The 18497-nt window shown below is 37.6% G+C and carries 13 protein-coding genes; 7 read left to right on the forward strand and 6 right to left on the reverse strand.

The annotated features are described in order from the left end of the window. Positions 1–130: 130 nt before the first annotated feature. A complete protein-coding gene (locus ACZIX2_RS12665) occupies positions 131–997 on the reverse strand; it encodes an NAD(P)H-hydrate dehydratase (protein ID WP_463340461.1) in 867 nt (288 codons plus the stop codon). 725 nt (positions 998–1722) lie between these two features. After that, complete coding sequence (locus ACZIX2_RS12670; protein WP_463340462.1) at positions 1723–3351, reverse strand: LVIVD repeat-containing protein; 1629 nt, start codon at positions 3349–3351, stop codon at positions 1723–1725. A 331-nt stretch (positions 3352–3682) separates the two neighbouring features. Here ACZIX2_RS12670 and ACZIX2_RS12675 point away from each other — a divergent pair, with 331 nt between their 5' ends. Further along, positions 3683–4003 (forward strand): hypothetical protein, encoded by a 321-nt coding sequence (locus ACZIX2_RS12675; protein ID WP_463340463.1) that lies wholly within the window; start codon positions 3683–3685, stop codon positions 4001–4003. A gap of 53 nt (positions 4004–4056) precedes the next feature. Here ACZIX2_RS12675 and ACZIX2_RS12680 read toward each other — a convergent pair whose 3' ends face one another. Continuing rightward, positions 4057–7242 carry a WD40/YVTN/BNR-like repeat-containing protein gene (locus ACZIX2_RS12680; RefSeq protein ID WP_463340464.1) on the reverse strand — a complete coding sequence of 1062 codons (3186 nt, stop codon included), beginning with the start codon at positions 7240–7242 and terminating at the stop codon, positions 4057–4059. A gap of 162 nt (positions 7243–7404) precedes the next feature. Here ACZIX2_RS12680 and ACZIX2_RS12685 point away from each other — a divergent pair, with 162 nt between their 5' ends. The 3 genes from ACZIX2_RS12685 (at position 7405) to ACZIX2_RS12695 (ending at position 9583) form a co-directional block, all read left to right on the forward strand. Continuing rightward, positions 7405–7944, forward strand: a complete 540-nt coding sequence (locus ACZIX2_RS12685; protein ID WP_463340465.1) for a hypothetical protein — start codon at positions 7405–7407, stop codon at positions 7942–7944. Between the two features lie 27 nt (positions 7945–7971). Beyond that, positions 7972–8490 (forward strand): GNAT family N-acetyltransferase, encoded by a 519-nt coding sequence (locus ACZIX2_RS12690; protein WP_463340466.1) that lies wholly within the window; start codon positions 7972–7974, stop codon positions 8488–8490. Between the two features lie 205 nt (positions 8491–8695). After that, positions 8696–9583: a YitT family protein gene (locus ACZIX2_RS12695; RefSeq protein ID WP_463340467.1), complete on the forward strand. Its 888-nt coding sequence runs from the start codon at positions 8696–8698 to the stop codon at positions 9581–9583. A 57-nt stretch (positions 9584–9640) separates the two neighbouring features. On the opposite strand, the gene ychF is transcribed toward ACZIX2_RS12695, so the two are convergent. After that, positions 9641–10735, reverse strand: coding sequence for a redox-regulated ATPase YchF (ychF, locus tag ACZIX2_RS12700; RefSeq protein WP_463340468.1), 1095 nt, complete (start codon positions 10733–10735; stop codon positions 9641–9643). Between the two features lie 694 nt (positions 10736–11429). Here ychF and ACZIX2_RS12705 point away from each other — a divergent pair. Together ACZIX2_RS12705 and ACZIX2_RS12710 are read left to right on the forward strand one after the other, a co-directional pair. Continuing rightward, positions 11430–14135 carry a TonB-dependent receptor gene (locus ACZIX2_RS12705; protein ID WP_463340469.1) on the forward strand — a complete coding sequence of 902 codons (2706 nt, stop codon included), beginning with the start codon at positions 11430–11432 and terminating at the stop codon, positions 14133–14135. Between the two features lie 129 nt (positions 14136–14264). Then, on the forward strand, positions 14265–15011 hold the full coding sequence (locus ACZIX2_RS12710; RefSeq protein WP_463340470.1) for a class I SAM-dependent DNA methyltransferase: 747 nt from the start codon (positions 14265–14267) through the stop codon (positions 15009–15011). Between the two features lie 614 nt (positions 15012–15625). On the opposite strand, the gene ACZIX2_RS12715 is transcribed toward ACZIX2_RS12710, so the two are convergent. Then, a complete protein-coding gene (locus ACZIX2_RS12715; RefSeq protein WP_463340471.1) occupies positions 15626–16783 on the reverse strand; it encodes a peptidase associated/transthyretin-like domain-containing protein in 1158 nt (385 codons plus the stop codon). Positions 16784–16952: 169 nt separating this feature from the next. Further along, positions 16953–17303, reverse strand: a complete 351-nt coding sequence (locus tag ACZIX2_RS12720) for a 4Fe-4S dicluster domain-containing protein (protein ID WP_463340472.1) — start codon at positions 17301–17303, stop codon at positions 16953–16955. A gap of 133 nt (positions 17304–17436) precedes the next feature. Here ACZIX2_RS12720 and ACZIX2_RS12725 point away from each other — a divergent pair, with 133 nt between their 5' ends. After that, the gene (locus ACZIX2_RS12725) at positions 17437–18495 is read left to right on the forward strand and encodes an acyl-CoA reductase (protein WP_463340473.1); all 1059 of its coding nucleotides are present in this window, start codon (positions 17437–17439) and stop codon (positions 18493–18495) included. Positions 18496–18497: the final 2 nt, after the last annotated feature.

Here is an 18497-nt window from a genome sequence, read left to right on the forward strand (position 1 = left end):
CCACTTACATAAAAATAACCAATAGCAAAACACAAAACCCTACTGTTCATCCTGCTTCCAATAGGGAATTGGAGAGTCCTTAGGCAGTATGAGCAATTTAAATTAGAAATTGTTTAGATCACTAAAAATTTTAAAAATCAACCGTTTTTCCTGTTTCCAAAAAGATAAAGGCCTGTCCTAAATAGTCAATAATATTAGAAGCAATGAAAGCTTGAATCCCCATATGAGGCAAGGCCAAAGTAGCCGTTACCCCATGCAAGTAGACCCCAAGTGTTGCAGCGTCGAGCGGAGGATACCCCTGCGCTAACAGGCTTGTGATAATTCCCGTGAGCACATCGCCACTACCAGCAGTAGCCAAAGCCGCATTGCCCGATGTGTTGGTATACCATCTGTCTCCAGTTAAGATGTGAGTGGGCGCCCCTTTCAACACTACAATTACTTTATATTTTTCTGCAAACTGACGGGCTTTTTGAATACGTTCTTCCTCCGTTTCCCAAGGCCCAATCAAGCGTTCCCATTCTTTAGCATGAGGAGTCAAAATCGAATTTTCGGGTAAGTTTTTTAATTGTTCGGGATGAAGGGCCAAAGCGTTTAACGCATCCGCATCGATAACTAAGGGTTGCTTTTGTTGATTTAAGAACGTGAAGAATGCGGTTTGAGTTTCTGGTTCTAGCCCCATACCAGGTCCTATTCCAATGGCTTCAGGTTGAAAGCCCAAAGTAATATCCGAAATATAATTGTCCCCCTTGTCTGTGATAACCATTGCCTCTGGATTGGCTATTTGTACGATTTCATAGCCACATTTGGGAATAAAGGCAGTTACCAGTCCACAACCCGCTTTCAAGGCTGCTCGTGAAGCTAATGTTATCGCCCCCATTTTGCCATAACTACCACCTATAAGCAAAGCATGTCCCTGTAGTCCTTTATGTGTATCTGCCGCAATGTCACGATATCGTTTATGCGCTTCGTATCGATCAAAAGAAATGCGTATCCTCATGATTTTGTTTTTTAGTTAAAGATACAAAAGCTTAAAGAATTTGTTGTCTAAAGTATAAAACACGAATTGCACCAATGAACACGAATAGAAAAAATCAACCCAGATTACTCAGATTGCACAGATTAGTGTTACCTAAAAAATAAAACACGAATTGCACCAATGAACACGAATAAATGAATCAACACAGATTACTCAGATTACACAAATTTGTGTTGACTAAAATATAAAACACGAATTGCACCAATGAACACGAATAAATGAATCAACACAGATTACTCAGATTACACAAATTTGTGTTGACTAAAATATAAAACACGAATTGCACCAATGAACACGAATAAAATAAATAAACACAGATTACTCAGATTGCACAGATTAGTGTTACCTAAAAAATAAAACACGAATTGCACCAATGGTCACGAATAAAATGAATCAATACAGATTACTCAGATTGCACAGATTTATATTGCCAAAATGAAATAGAAAACACGAATTGCACTAATGGTCACGAATAAAATGAATCAATACAGATTACTCAGATTGCACAGATTTGTATTGCTAAAATGAAATAGAAAACACGAATTGCACCAATGAACGTGAAAAGAATGAATCAACACAGATCACTCTAATTACACAAATTTGTGTTGGCTAAAATAGAATAGAAAAAAAACGCTCAGTCTCGTTTTCTACAAGACTGAGCGCTTAAAACTAACAACTAACTAATTTTATAATTTATTTTCCGTGTCTGTGAAGTTACCAGTGATTTTCACATTACTTCCTTTGGTCACCTTTCCATAAATAGTAATAGAAGAGCCTGAACCAACAAAAGTCAAATTAGCATTACTGTTTAAAACCAAATCGCCATAAATCACTACAGCTCCCGTCACTTTCATCTCGGCATTACTATTAATGGTTAATCGGGTATTTTGTCCATAACGTCCTTGGCTCAAAGTACCACTCATTTCGAAAGTACCATTACTATTGAGAGTTAAATCATTTTGAACTGAAAGAGCACCACAATGAATCAAAGTTGCTTTAGAATTAACAATGATTGAGGATAAAGCTGTACTTCCTGAATAGGATGCATTTTGATTTGAATTCAATATCAAATTAGCACTACCGGTGTAAGTTGGATATCCTACACAAGCAGTTGGTTTGGATTTTCCTTCCATTTTTATGATTTTCAATCCTCCTTTTCCACTAGCTACATAAATATAGTCTCCTTTTGTTTTTACGTAATTCGAAGAACCAACAATATCCATTTTACCTAACCAATCTAATTGATTGTCATTTTCGTAAACTGAAATTCCAGCTGCACCATTGGCCACAAAAGTTTTGTCATCATTAATTGAAACAGCATTGGTTACCACATCATTGGGATCCAATACTCCTCCTCCAATACCCGATACAATTGGAAGTGTTTGCACTTTTTGCCCCGTGGTTTTGTTATACACTCCTACCCCACTAAACCCTTCGGCTATCACTAATTTTTGCCCAGACACATCCATGGTACGTTTAGCTTCAGGAACATCTACTGTAGTACTAAAAGAACGTAAAAAGCTACCATCAGATTCTTTGTAAACACTTACTCCTTTGGTACCACTTAAAACAAATAGTTCATTTTGATCTAGTAATGCTGAACGCAAATCGTTTTGGGCGATACTAGTTAATAATTGATTTGACCCAATCGCATTTTTAAACACTTTACCATTATCACCTGTTACAGAGAAAAAAGCATTATCACTAGCAACAACATCTGTTGTTACTTGACCTTCAAGCGGTACAATTGTATAATTTTCTGTAAGCAATCCATTGTTTAATTGCAATACAACAACAATTGCTGGGCTAGTAAGTGTAGGATCTTTATCAACATCGGTTGCTCCCGCTAAATACAATTTGCCATTGGCATAGGTTAATGAAGTGATATCGGTATTTTTTATCAAAGCAGATGTTACAATTTTTGGTTTGTAAGGATCTGTAATGTCTATTACGTCTACGGCTCCAGAATAAATTTCTCCTTGCGAAGTATAGGCTACATAAGCATATTTATCATGCACTGCTACATGGTTGGCTTGTAATTGTCTTCCCGATTCATCTTTTGGTGCATTTACCTCAGCAATTTGTACCAGAGGAAAATCATTACTATCGCTTGCTGATCTACCTACTGGTGTTACTTTGTTTATGCCTACAACACCCGAGTTTTCGAGACTTATTCTTTTGTTTAATTCGGAGATGCTATTATTAACATTAATAATAGAATTGGAAGAACCCTTCGGATTTTCATCATCATTAGAAGAACAGGAAACGAAAAAAAGGAGTGCTACTATTGTTAAAATTGAAAGTCTTGATTTCATAGTTTTTTATTAAAATTTTGAGATGTTGTATTTTGATTTTCAGTATATTAGATACAAAAACTCATATTATATTGATTTTAAATCGCTTGCAAATTTACAAAACTCATAAAATCATTCTTTTTCATTTAACTTTATTAACTAAACACTTAGACTTTTTAGTTTTAATGTTAAAAAAAACAAAAAATATTTCTTTCCGCATAAAAAGAATGTGATCTGAAAACAACAACTTGTGGTATAGCCCTGACCACTATGGAATCCTCTTTTAGTGTTTCTTTAAACTACAAGAGATCTAATGAAGTGCAGGTCCCAACGCAAATTATAGCAGAGTTATTTGCTCCTATCAAAGAGAATAAACATTTTTTTACCGTGCGGAAGTATTGATATTAAAGATAATTTTAGCTTTGAAAGCCAAAAAATTATTAGCGATGTCGGTTGGGAACAATTGAAAAATAAATCTTGGGAAGAAGTACAACTTTTTGCGACATTGATAGAACAATTGCCTGATAGATGTCTTTTTGAGGATTTTGTAGAAGCAAAATATGGAAACTACTACAGAAACTTAATCGGTGTAATAGAGCATTGTCACCATCATTTAGGGCAAATTGCGTTGCTGAAAAAAAAAAAAAAAAAAAAAAAAAAAATGAAATCATAAAAAAAGGCAGTGAACGAAATCCATTCACTGCCTTAAGTTTAAAGTCATTTATCTTATTTGGTCCAAATGCCTCCTACACCAGCTTCCCATAATTTTTTGTTGAAAGCAGGCAATTCTTGATTGAGGATTTGATTGCCTTCGGTTTTTAATTGTTGCCATTTGGTTTGGTATTCTTTCCACAAGTCCTTTACGGGTTGTGTCACCTTAGGAACAACGCTTTCGGATTGATTGATTAGGTATAAGAAATCGGCATTGAACTTGTTGGGAAAGTTTTCTACATCATCATAAGCCTTTGATTTTCTTTGCACCATCGATTCATCCCAAGTTTTCATTTTCTGAAGCACTTTTTTCCCTTCTGCTAGTGTTGCAGCTTGTTCGGGATACGCGGCCAATTGCGCATTTAATGTAGCTAATTGCTGTTGTTTCGCATACAACGTATTGATTAAGGTTTGCATCTCATTGAATGTCTGTTCCATCTCGTATTTCATCGCGTGGTATTCTTGGTAGGCTTTGTCTGTAGCTTCAAACAAAGGATTGGCTAATACTTTAGCTTGAGTTGATAATTCTTGCGTTGGCGTTTTGATAATAACGGTATAATCAGCAGGGGCTACTTTATGTCCTTCATAACTTCCTTCAATATATACATTTGGAATCCCTACCAAAGGCGCATATCGCAAATCCCAAACGAAACGGTTGAGGCCTTTATTTTTAGACAATACAGCATCCGCTTTGGGGCCACCATCATAGGATTTAAAGGACGGATCGGCTTTTGAGCTGAAGGTTCGAATCGTATTTCCAGCTTTATCCTTGATTAGCATTTTGACTTCATCCGTTTCTTTCAATTCAGCCAATTGATAATACAGTACTACTCCAGAAGCTGGATTTACCCCTCGTGTACTTCCCATACCTGTAAACTCGGCATCGGTTTGGTCTAATTCGCTTCCGCTATTGGTTATATAAGTCGGATTGGGTGTGAAAATTTTGAAAGCATCTTTTTGGGTATTCCCTGATGTATTATCTTTCGCAAATTCACGGATGAGATTTAAATCGTCCAAAATCCAAAACCCTCTTCCAGAAGTTGACGCAATCAAATTGTTTTGATGTACTTTCAAATCAGTGATAGGCGTTAGCGGTAAATTCCCTTGAAAAGATTGCCAATGCAGTCCGCCATCAAAAGAAACAAATATCCCTAATTCGGTTCCGGCATACAATAGGTCTTTTACGGTATCATCTTCGCGAACAACGCGGGTAAAAGCATTCGCTGGAATTCCCTCGTTGATTTTTTTCCACGTTTTGCCATAATCTGTGGTTTTGTACAATCCGGGTGCGTGATCATTGAATTTGTATCGCGTTGTAGCCACATAAGCCGTGGCTTTATCAAAAGGAGACACTTCAATGGCATTGATGAGACATTCCGCCAAATTCGCTGGAGTTACATTTTGCCAAGTTTTACCTCCATCTTTAGTAATATGAACCAAACCATCATCACTACCGGTATATAGCACCCCTTTTTCCAGAGGGGATTCTTGAATATAACTTAGGGTTCCATAATTTTCTGCTCCAACGGCTTCATTAGTAAAAGGGACTCCGGGTTTGCCTTGTTTGCTTTTTTCGTTTCGCGTTAAATCTGGCGAAGCTTCTGTCCAACTCTGCCCTAAATCTTCCGTTTTTAAAAGCAATTGAGAACCGTGATAAAAAGTATTGGGTTCATGCATGCTTCTAATGATAGGTGCATTCCAGTTGAAACGGTATTTCATGTCTTTGGCATCGCGTCCTAAATACAAAATTGGCGTTGCCATCACATTAGTACTAGTTTTGGTTTGCGTATCCAATACTTCGATGGTTCCTTGATAGCTTCCCCCTAAAACGAATTTTGGATTGGCAGGATCAAAAGCCAAGAAAGCACTTTCACCACCAGCAGAAGCGGTCCAATCTTTTTCACTAATTCCATTGCCACTTAGGTTTCGACTGCTAATTTTAACCGAGGTATTGTCTTGTTGCCCTCCGTAAATATGGTATGGAAACTGATTGTCTACCGCTATTCGGTAAAACTGACCTGTAGGATAGGTATTTTGACTACTCCAGGACTTGCCTTTGTTGAAGCTAATAGCAGCTCCTCCATCGTCGGCAATAATCATGTTATTGGAGTTTTTAGGATTGATCCATAAATTGTGATAGTCTCCATGCGTTTTGGAAATGTCTTCCCAAGTTTTTCCACCATCAGTAGAGCGCATTGCTGGAGCACTCATGACGTAGATTGTATTTTCGTTATTCGGATCGATAAACAACTCGATATAATACCAAGCTCGTTGGATCAATCGATGATCTGTAGTCACCTGAGACCAAGATTTCCCCGCATCATTAGAGACATACAATCCCCCCGCTTCTTTTTCCCAATCGCTTTCAATTAGCGCGTACACTTTTTCGGGATTGGAAGGCGCTACAGCTATAGCCGTTTTTCCCATTGCCGCTGGAAGCCCCTCTTTTAAAGGAGTCCAAGTAAGTCCACTATCTAATGATTTGTAAAGCCCACTGCCCGCTCCACCACTGATCACTTGCCAAGGCTTTCTTCCGTGTTCCCAAAGGGCAGCATATAAAATTCTTGAATTAGTGGCATCCATAGAAAGTTCTACAGCCCCAGTTTGATCGTTTTTGAATAATACTTTTTGCCAAGTATTGCCCCCATCTGTTGTTTTATAAACCCCTCTTTCAGAAGATTTATCGTAAAGTACCCCTTGAGCCGCTACATACACAATATCTGGATTGTTAGGATCAATACAAATGCGGGCAATATGTTGGGTCGCGTCTAACCCTATCTTTTTCCATGTTTTCCCAGCATCGGTACTTTTGTACATTCCATCACCGTGGTGCGTCATCACGCCCCTTACGGCGTGTTCGCCCATCCCAACATAAATTACATTAGGATCACTTTCTGCGACACTAATAGCCCCGACCGAACTTGTTTTAAAAAAGCCTTCTCCAATAGGAAACCAACTTAGCCCCATATCTTGTGTTTTCCATAATCCCCCTCCTGTAGTTCCCATATAATAGGTTGAGGGATCAGAGGTAACACCAGTAGCCGCAACAGATCGGCCTCCACGAAAAGGACCAATGGAACGCCACTTGGCTACTTTAAAATGAGAATTTAAATCGGTTACGACTGGCGTTTTACCTTTTTGTGCTACTCCCGAAGCACATAAAACTAGCGAAAGAATTCCTAAAAGAAGTTGTTTATTCATACGAGATATGTAATGTGATTTCTCAAAAATAAACATTGTTTGGAGAACTATTGCATTCTTGCTAAAAATCCTTTATTACTTACTAATTTTTTAAATTTAAACCTGAGGTAAGCAGTGAATTCCTAAAAAACTTATATTTGAACTTTCTAAAACGATGTACCCATGAAAGCGTCTTTTTCTTTGTTTTTATTGTCTTCTTTAGCTCTTTTTTCCTGTAAAAAAGAAGCAGAAACAACGGCTACCAACAACAGCACCAATGTCGTTCCTTTTACCCAAATGGCTGCCACTCCTGCAACTGCTACTCCACCAGCTCCTTCAAGTAATTCGGCTTATGTTGGAAAAGAAGAAAAAAAAGAAAGTGTCATGTATCAGTACAAATACACTGTTGTGAATACTCCAAATGCCAAAGTGGCTACCACTACAACAGTAACGCCACCGGGTATGAATCCTCCTCACGGACAACCCAAACACCGATGTGATATTCCGGTAGGTGCGCCATTGAATTCTCCAGTAGCCAAAACTGCGACTGCTCCGAAGACTACAGTGGTTAGCACTCCAGCTACAACTATTACTACTACCGTACCACCGCTTTTAGCCACAAGCCCAGAGGCAGCACCCACACCAGAAGGTATGAATCCACCTCATGGTCAACCCAAACACCGTTGTGATATTGCGGTAGGTGCTCCATTACCCAAAGAATAATTCCCCCTAATTTAATCCCTACTACTCATGATTACCCAAGCTACTCTAGCAGATGTTACAGAATTATCGGTATTGATTAACTCAGCCTATCGTGGAGAATTCTCTAAAAAAGGATGGACCACCGAAGCCGATTTGCTTGAAGGCACCCGAACCAGTGAAGCCGAATTGACTACGATTTTGTCCATGCCCAACCATACTTTATTGAAATTTACCCGTGATGAAAAAATCATTGGTAGTGTCTTACTGATAGCCAAAAAAGACGAATTGTATCTTGGAATGCTCACCGTATCGCCCGAATTACAAAACAGCGGAATAGGCAAACAACTCTTGCAGGCTGCTGAGGATCACGCAGAAAAATTGGGATTAAAAACTATTCAAATGACGGTTATAGGTGTTCGCAAAGAACTCTTGGCTTGGTACATACGCCATGGCTATACAGATACAGGCAAGCGACTTCCTTTTCCTGAGAGCAATGATTTCCATCCTATCACTGCTGAGCCACTAACTTTCTCGGTATTGGAAAAAAATATATCCAGCTATTCCTAATATAAAAATCCTTTAAGGATTACGATTTTAAGCCTTGCCTTTTACATATTTGCATCGGCTTAAACTATTCAATAAAAAGTGTTATAGGTGATTTTTGCTAATCATTTGTTGCTTCAAAAAAACAGTTTTTCAATTTTAACTAATTGGTTTTGTGGCTTTTACAAAATTTATTCTTACTTTTATTAAGAATAGTAATAATTACTACATGGATGCACTACATCACCAAATCGATTGGAAAGAAATCTTAAACTTAAAAAATATCTTTCTGAATTTCATAGGGGTTACCTTAATCGTTCTGGCCTTGCAAGGATTTATGATTCCCAATAAGTTTTTAGACGGAGGCATTATCGGTATTTCCATATTACTGCATGAAATTACACATTGGCCCTTTGCCTATTTTGTATTGGTATTGAATTTCCCCTTTCTTTTCTTAGGCTATCGTCTTTTGGGGCTCACCTTTGCCATTCAAAGTTGGTTTACCTTTTTGATTATCGCCATCGGTATGACCCTATTCGAATTTGAAGCCATCACCTCTGATCCTTTGCTGATCGCTTTATTTGGCGGCTGTTTGATAGGCGTAGGCATGGGATTATGCATTCGCAGTGGCGCGGTAGCCGATGGTATCGAAATTCTGGCCTTATTGACCACACGTAAAATTGGTTTCAATGTTTCGGAAGTCATTTTTGCTATGAACACTTTGTTGTTTTTAACAGCCGCTTGGACCTTTGGCATCAGTATCGCCTTATATTCTATCGTTACTTATTTTTCGGCTGTAAAGGCCCTTGATTATGTTTCGCATGGTGTAGAGCAATACACCGCTCTTCATATTATCTCTTCCAAAAGTGAGGTTTTAAAGGAATTGATTGTAAAAAAATACGGCAAAGGCATTACCGTATTGAAGGGGGAAAGAGGATTTCTTCCCGAAAGTTTTGAAAAAAAAGAAGCTTGCGACATACTTGTCACCATCGTCACCCGATTAGAATTGCTGCGCCTGAAAGATGAAATAGCAACCATCGACCCACAGGCGTTTACTTATATTCAATTTATAAAAGAAGCCCATGGAGGGATTTTAAGGCATCGCCATAAGCACTGATATACAAAAAGCCCCAAAAATAATATTTGGGGCTTTTATTTTTATTATTATTTGAGTTTAGACATTGAATCTAAAATGCATCACGTCTCCATCTTTTACCACATACTCTTTTCCTTCTACTCTAAATTTTCCTGCCTCCTTACATTTGGCTTCAGAACCATAATGAATAAAATCCTCGTAAGCGATTACTTCGGCACGGATGAATCCTTTTTCAAAATCGGTATGAATTACACCAGCGGCCTGCGGAGCCGTATCTCCAATATTGATAGTCCAGGCACGCACTTCTTTTACTCCTGCCGTAAAATAGGTTTGTTGTTTTAACAATTTATAGGCTGCACGAATCAACACCGAAGCTCCTGGTTCTGTTAACCCCATATCTTCAAGAAAAACTTGACGTTCTTCATAGCTTTCCAATTCGGTGATATCCGCTTCGGCTCCCACTGAAAGTACAATTACCTCTGCCTCTTCGTCTTTTACCAACTCGCGTACTTGGTCTACGTAAGCATTCCCTTTTGAAGCAGACGCTTCGTCAACATTACACACGTAAAGCACCGGTTTATTGGTAATTAACTGAAAACTTTCCATCAACACTTCTTCGTCTTGATTTTGTGGCACTATCGTTCTGGCCGATTTGGCTTGCAATAGTGCTTCTTTGATGCGGTTCAATAAGGCTTCTTCTGCTTGCGCTTCTTTATTACCCGTTTTGGCTGCTCTTTTTACTTTTTCCAAACGCTTTTCCACCGTTTCCAAATCTTTCAATTGCAATTCGATATCGATGGTTTCTTTGTCACGAATCGGATTCACATTACCATCTACATGCACAATATTGTCATTATCAAAACAACGCAACACATGAATAATGGCATTACATTCTCTGATGTTTCCCAAAAATTGATTTCCTAAACCTTCGCCGCGGCTAGCTCCTTTTACCAATCCGGCAATATCCACAATGTCTACTGTTGCCATTTGCACGCGTTCCGGTTTCACTAGGGCTTCGAGTTTTTCGATACGTGGATCGGGTACATTGACTACGCCTATATTAGGTTCGATAGTACAAAAAGGGAAATTTGCACTTTGCGCTTTAGCATTTGACAAACAATTAAATAAGGTGGATTTTCCAACATTAGGTAAGCCTACAATTCCTGCTTTCATTTTGATAGTTTTTACAATCGATTTTTGACCAAAAAGGTATGTTTTATTTTTGAGGGAACAAATATACGTTTATTCTCGTAAATAGCCCTGAAATTAGAAGTTAGAAATTAGAAGGCAGAAATTAGAAGGCAGAAATTAGAAGGTAGAAATTAGAAGGCAGAAATTAGAAGGCAGAAATTAGAAATCAGAAATTAGAAATTAGAGGTTAGAAATTTGTACGTCCCTGATATAGGTTGACCACAAAAGTCAATTTATAGAAATTACAAATTCCAATCCCGTCCCGATTAAAAGTAAGCAAAAAGACGTACTTCTATTTAAAAACAAAAAAACCTTTTGCTCTATCATATTCAATTAAATAAAATAAAATTAGGCAAACGTTGTGGTCATGCTTTTTTAACATTTCCTTTCTATAAAACCAATTTGATTTTGCATTATTTACAATTTTTAATCAGCATAAAAAACAACTAGTATTATTAATATAAATAACATTCCTATGATAAAAATTTCACATTGTGACTTTTTTATCAAATATTTAATAATCCATTAATTTAATTAAGGAGTAAAACTAAAAAATTTAAAACTTTTATTTTTTTAGTAAAAACCTAATTTTATTAACATAAAAAACATTTTTTAACTTTTTTTTAATATTTTTACTGTAACTAGAAAACACTATTTACTAACCAAATTATTCAACATGAAAAAATTCTCTTTACTCTGCTTTCTATTGTGTACCCTAATCAGTTTTGCACAAAAAGAAGTAAGCGGCGTTGTCAAAGACCAAAAAGGCAATCCTCTACCGGAAGTAAATGTTTTAGAAAAAGGCACTAAAAACGGAACTACTACGGATTTTGAAGGAAAGTACAAAATCCGTATCAATGACGATTCTGCTTTGGAATTTAGCTATATTGGCTATACCACTGTTACTAAAACTACTGCCGGAACTGTGCTCAATATCGTATTATCAGAGGAAGGTGCTCAAAACCTTGAGGAAGTTGTAGTCACCGGAACCCGTACTGCTCCTAGAAGCAACACTACAACCGCACTCCCTATCGATGTTTTATCTTCTCGAGATCTAGTATCCACAGGTCAAGCTACTTTCGACAAAGCGCTACAATACAAAATCCCATCCTTCAACACGGTACAAACCCCAGTTAACGACGCCACATCCTTATTGGATCCGTATGAAATTAGAAATATGGGACCTAGTAGAACTTTGATTTTGATTAATGGAAAACGTAAAAACTTGAGTTCCTTAGTATACGTACAAACCTCGCCAGGACGTGGTGAAACAGGGGCTGATATTTCTGCCATTCCAACTGATGCCATTGAACGTGTTGAGATTTTAAGAGACGGTGCTTCTGCCCAATACGGTTCGGACGCTATTGCTGGAGTAATGAACATCATCTTAAAGAAAAACATCAACCAAAGTGCATTAACCATTCGAAGTGGTATCACGGGCGAAGGAGATGGTGAAATGTTGGGAGCTAGTTTAAACAGCGGTACCAAAATTGGCCAAAATGGATTCCTCAATTACACTATCGATTTCTCTAAAGTTAATTTAGCCAACCGACCAGGCAAAGTAGATGCCGATGGAGAAGCAGGCGATTTTGGTGCTAGCTTAGCCGACGTACAAGCCTTTTTAGCTAAACATCCAGATGCGGGCAACATCAACGGTTCGCCAGAAACCACAGCCGCAAAGTTTTTATTCAATGGAGGTAGCGATTTGAGCGAACATACTCAAATGTATTTTAATGCCGCTTATGTATACAAAAAAGTCAATTCTTTCGCCAATTACCGCACCCCTTATTGGAGAACCTTGGCCGACTACCCTTATTTGAAAGACTTTTTTGGAGATGGCACAGCCGCATCCTATGAAGGATATGTACCAACATTCATTGGAGATTTGAATGATTACAATGGCACTTTTGGCTTTAAAAACCAAACCAATGGTTGGAATACCGATGCCAGCATCACTTTTGGAGGCAACAGCCAAATCTATTCCGTAACCAATTCGCAAAACCGTTCTAGCATTTTAGATGCCAATGGCGAAAATGTATACCAAGAAAACAGCCCTATTACCTTCAAACCTGGAGGGACCAAATTCAATCATGTAGTAGGAAACATTGATGTTTCCAAAAACCTAACCGACTATATTAGCATTGGTCTAGGTTCTGAGTTTAGAACCGAAAATTTTGAAGTAGTAGAAGGCGACAAAGCGTCTTGGGATGGCATTGGAGCCGATTCGTTTGCCGGTAATCGTCCAGAAAATTCTGGAAAATGGAATCGATATAACATTGGTTTTTATGGAGATATAGCCGTAGATATTACTGATGACTTTTTAGTAAACGGAACCGTACGCCATGAAAACTATAGTGATTTTGGAGGAGCTACCGTATGGAAATTGAGCAGCCGCTACAAATTTTTAGAAGACAAAGTAACTCTAAGAGGATCTATTTCTACTGGTTTCAGAGCTCCAACTTTACACCAAATCTATACTCAAAAAGCACAATACTCGTTTGTAGCCGGACAAGGTATACAAGTAAGCGGTATCATCAATAACGTGTCGCCACAAGCAAGACTATTAGGTATCCCCTCCCTTAAAGCAGAAAAATCCACAAACATAACTGTGGGAATTGGTGCAAAACCTTCTAAAAATTTCAACTTCACTCTAGATTATTACAACATCAAAGTAGCCGACCGTATTGTTTTGGGCGATAGACAAGATAAAACAATATTAGGCGTAGTTTCCAATGTTGCTTGGTTCTCTAACTCTTTTGACTCTAGAACTTCCGGGTTGGATGTAGTTGCTAACTACAACAACATTCTACTTGGGGCTGGTAAACTAGGATTTAACTTATCCGGAAATATTACTTTTCAAAATGAAAGAATTTCTGATGTAAGAAACAACTCTTTCGGACCTATATTAGAGTCCTTAACTTTTACTTCTAGACCTGATACCAAATGGATTTTAGGGGCCAATTATGAAATTGGTAAGTTTGGTTTCTCTTTAAACAATACCTATTTTGGCAAAACCACCTTTAATCAAGATGGATTGGCTACCAACGATCCAAATGCACCCGTAACTTCTGATGCATTTAAACGAGCCAACCTAAAAACAGAATTCATTCCTAAAGTAGTGACTGATTTAGGTATCAACTTTAATGCTACCGATAAATTAACACTTGCCTTAAATGTAAACAATATTTTAAATGTGCTTCCAGAGTGGAAATTTGTAGCTGAAAATGCCGAAGGAGCAAAGCTTTTAGCCGACCCTGTAGCAAGAAAAAATCAATTTAATTTGATAACCTTCAACGGTAGATATTCACAAATGACTTATGATGGCTTCCACTTTAGTCAATTAGGCACCATGCTTAACCTTTCACTGAATTACCGTTTTTAATTATTTAAAATTCAAAAACCAAAAAAATGGAGTGCGTCAAACCACTCCATTTTTTTTATACCTTTAGTACAGAATCCGTAGTACAAAAAAAACATCCCATTCTAATTTTAACACACAAGAAACCCAACTATGGCTAGTTTGTTCAACGATAAGATGGCAGAAATTTACGATGTGATGTACCAAAGCTTCGTTGATTATGACGAAGAGTACACTTTTTATCAACGTATATTACAGACCCACGGCGCTTCTTCCGTTTTAGAATTGGGTTGTGGCACAGGCAACCTGGCGATACGCTTTTGCCAAAACCAGCACCACTACATTGGCTTGGACGCCAGCGAAGACATGTTGGCCATTGCACAAAAAAGAACCTCACAAAGCACCTTTCTCCATGGCGATATGCGTGAGTTTGTTCTAGACAGCCCAGTAGAAGCGATACTCATTACGGGCCGCTCCACCAGTTACCTACTCACTAATGAAGACATTTATTATTGTTTTGATTCGGTAGCTCAAAATTTAACCACAGATGGCCTTTTTGTCTTCGACTTTATCGATGCCAATCGCTACATTCCATATACTGAAACCCACCCCATAATTTCGCATCAAGCCGAATACAACGGCATCACCTATTACCGAGACAGTCAATGGAAAATTACAACCGCCGATAATTTCATGATGGAATGGACCGCTTTATACTACACCCAATCACACGAAGAAAAAGAAATTATTGCAGAAGATTTTTCTACCGTAAGAGTTTTTACTTTGAACGAAATCCAATTGTTTCTCTACCTCAAAGGTTTTGAAATTGTTGAAATTATCGACCGAAAAACGTATGCTTACGACACCTATGTAGTAGTGGCTAAAAAACATGAAGAGTGAGTTGGGAATGGTGAGTGGTTAATGGTTAATGGTTAATGGTGAGTTGTCGGTTGTGGGTTATCAGTGGTAGGTTGTGAGTGGTGGGTTGTGAGTGGTGAGTTGTACGTCCCTGATATAGGTTGGTCATAAAAATCAATGTATAGAAATTCCAAAATACAAATTCCAAATTCCAAATTCCAAATTCCAAAATCAATAGTCTAAATTCCAAATTCTAAATTCCAAATTCCGAAATCCAAAATCTATAGTCTATAGTCTAAATTCCAAAATACAAATTCCAAATTCCAAAATCAATAGTCTAAATTCCAAATTCTAAAATCTATAGTCTAAATTCCAAAATCTAAATTCCAAAATCCAAAATCTAAATTCCAAAATCCAAAATCTATAGTCTATAGTCTAAATTCCAAAATACAAATTCCAAATTCCAAAATCTATAGTCTAAATTCTATAATCTATAATCTATAATCTAAATTCTATATTCTATATTCTATATTTTAAATGACAATTCTGAAACTTCAGGGTAAATCACAATCCCGTTCCGATACTGAAAATTCAGGACGGAATCGGGACCATTTTTCAAGCCCGATACTAAGGCTCAAGTTGCTCTCAAAAAGTGATTACATTTTTTTAGCAATACGAGCAATGATTGCTTCTTCCTCATCGGTGGTAGCCAAGCCTGAAAAATCCCAGTAATTCGTCAAAATACTATTCCCTTTATTGATGAGTGCTTTCTCTTTAAACACTTGTGGTTCACGATAGGTAAAATGCTGATTACTAAAATGGTTTGTAATTAAATAATTTTTAACTTCCAACCGTTTTTTCTCATTGTTATACGGTTTTTCAAATCCAATTTCCTGTTTACTACTCAACAAATAATAATTGTTATTATCCAATCGATAGGTCGTTTTAAAATTGGATTTGTATATTTCTTTTGCTACCCACCCAGACTGTACGCGCTTGGTTTTGTTGTTTTTTAATTGCCCACTTACTTCTACAATAATATTATTTTTCACATCATAGACTACCCTGAATTCCTCGACCGCCTCTTTAGCATTATCTAGTGGTGTAGCAGTTAAAAGATAACAACCTTCGTTGGCCGCATAGGAACGCACTAAAAAATAATAATCCTCCTTGGCTTTGGGATCCAAAATAGGATTCAGGTAAGAAAAACTATAATGATTTTTGACAATAGTATTCAAATTGTACCCTAACAAATCAGGACTTACATCAATATCCACCAAACCAAAAGAACGATTTTGTTCCACCAAAATAGTTGCCGTATACTCTTTTTTATCCCTATTCAATTGAAAATTTAACAAACCATCCGTATAATAGCTATCTACGCCATTGAGGGCAAAAAATTCTCGGTTGTACATTTTTAATCGAGCAGGCATGCTCAATTTTTCCATTGAATTTTTGACCAATGCCTTCAATATTTTTTGGGGATGTTGGTGAGTGAGTACCAATTCGTCAAGTATATTGATATTGCTTTTGAGATAGACTACATTATCACCTTTAAAAACATTGGAAGAACGCAGGGTCAGTGTCTGATACGACGGATGTGAAAATTGCAAATTGGATAATCCGTTCAATACAAAACGCACCTCACCCTCCTTGTTACTTTGGAGCAATTGTTTCGTTTTGGTTACAAAAACAGTCACCTCTTCAATAGGAAGCTGTGTTTCGATATCTTTCACCAGTAATTTTCGCTCGGTGTTTTGAGCCAAAATCCCTATAGAAGTGGTCCATAAGAAAAGAAAAAAAAGTTTTTTCATTTAGAGTAGTATTATAGTCATAGGCCAGCGTTTACCGTTACGATTTCAGTCACTAAATGTATTCATTTAAAATTAATTTCCAAAAAAAACTCTATCCCAATGAATGGCTACTAGGCATAAAAAAAACCTGAGCGTGCTCAGGTTTTCTTTATATCAAAGACACATGTGATTACTCGTTGTGTAAAAACGCTTGACGGTTCAACAAGGTTTCCTCGGATTCCACATGATTATCATCGGGCACACAACAGTCTACAGGGCATACCGCCGCGCATTGAGGTTCATCATGAAATCCTTTACACTCGGTACATTTACCTGGAACAATATAATATACTTCGTCAGAAATTGGGCTTTGTGGTGCCTCGGCATCAATAGTGGTGCCATCCGGAAGCACTACAGTACCTGTTAGTTTTGTCCCGTCTTTATAACGCCAATCGTCTGCTCCTTCATAAATCGCAGTATTTGGACATTCTGGCTCGCAAGCCCCACAGTTTATGCATTCATCGGTAATAATAATTGCCATTTTTAACTATTTTTTTAAAATTTAAATTGCCTTTTAGGAACAAATGATGCCAAAAAAACAACTTTTGATTTTGGTTTGTAAAAAGCTTAATTTTGCGCAAAATTACAATCAAAAGATTTCATACACAAGCCTTATGACAATAGAAGCCAAAAAAAAAGCATTCCTTACCCTAGGAAGATTCTTAAAACAATTTCCTTCCCTAGATGCTCCCACACCACTTGAAGTAGCAGGTTCTTCGCTTTTTTACGAGGAATGTTTGTCTTTGATCGCCTCCTCTGCCTCTCATAACGGCTGGTTTACTCCCGAGCAAGTTTGTTTTGCTTTCCAATCTTGGGCCAATGCCTTAACGGAAGACAACTTAGAAGCGTGGTTGACTCATTATGATTTTTCGAAAGTACAACCCAAAACCGTAGCCCTTATTTTAGCAGGCAACATCCCTTTGGTTGGGTTTCATGATTTTCTATGTGTTTTACTCAGTGGCCATTCTGTACAAGTTAAAACCTCCTCTAACGATGCTCATTTGTTGCCCTTTTTGGCCAAGTACCTGATTCACATAGCCCCAGAATTGGCGGATTCTATCACTTTTGTAGACGGCAAACTTGGCTCCTATGACGCTGTTATTGCTACAGGTAGCGACAATACTGCACGTTATTTCGAATACTATTTCAAAGACAAACCTTCGATCATTCGCAAAAACAGAAACTCAGTAGCTGTCTTAACAGGAAACGAAACTCCGGAGCAATTGGCCTTACTGGGGGAAGATATCTTTCGCTATTTTGGTTTAGGATGCCGCAATGTCTCAAAACTTTTTGTACCCCAATCCTATTCCTTTGTTCCTTTTTTTGAAGCCATTTTCGGCTTCCAAACGGTGCTATCCTACGAAAAGTATGTCAATAATTACGACTACAACAAGGCCGTATTTTTGATGAGTGATTTTAAATTGCTGGACAATGGATTTTTAACCTTAAAAGAAGACAGTAGTTATAGCTCGCCTATTTCGAGCGTTTTTTATGAGTATTATGACGATTTGGACAGCCTAGCCAAAAAACTAGACCAAGACCATGAAAAAATTCAATGTATAGTCTCTAACCAACTCACCTCAAGCAGTATTACCTTTGGACAAACACAACAGCCTAAATTATGGGATTACGCAGATAACGTGGATACCATTTCATTTTTAACAACTTTATAATA

It is taken from the genome of Flavobacterium riviphilum, assembly GCF_055231795.1.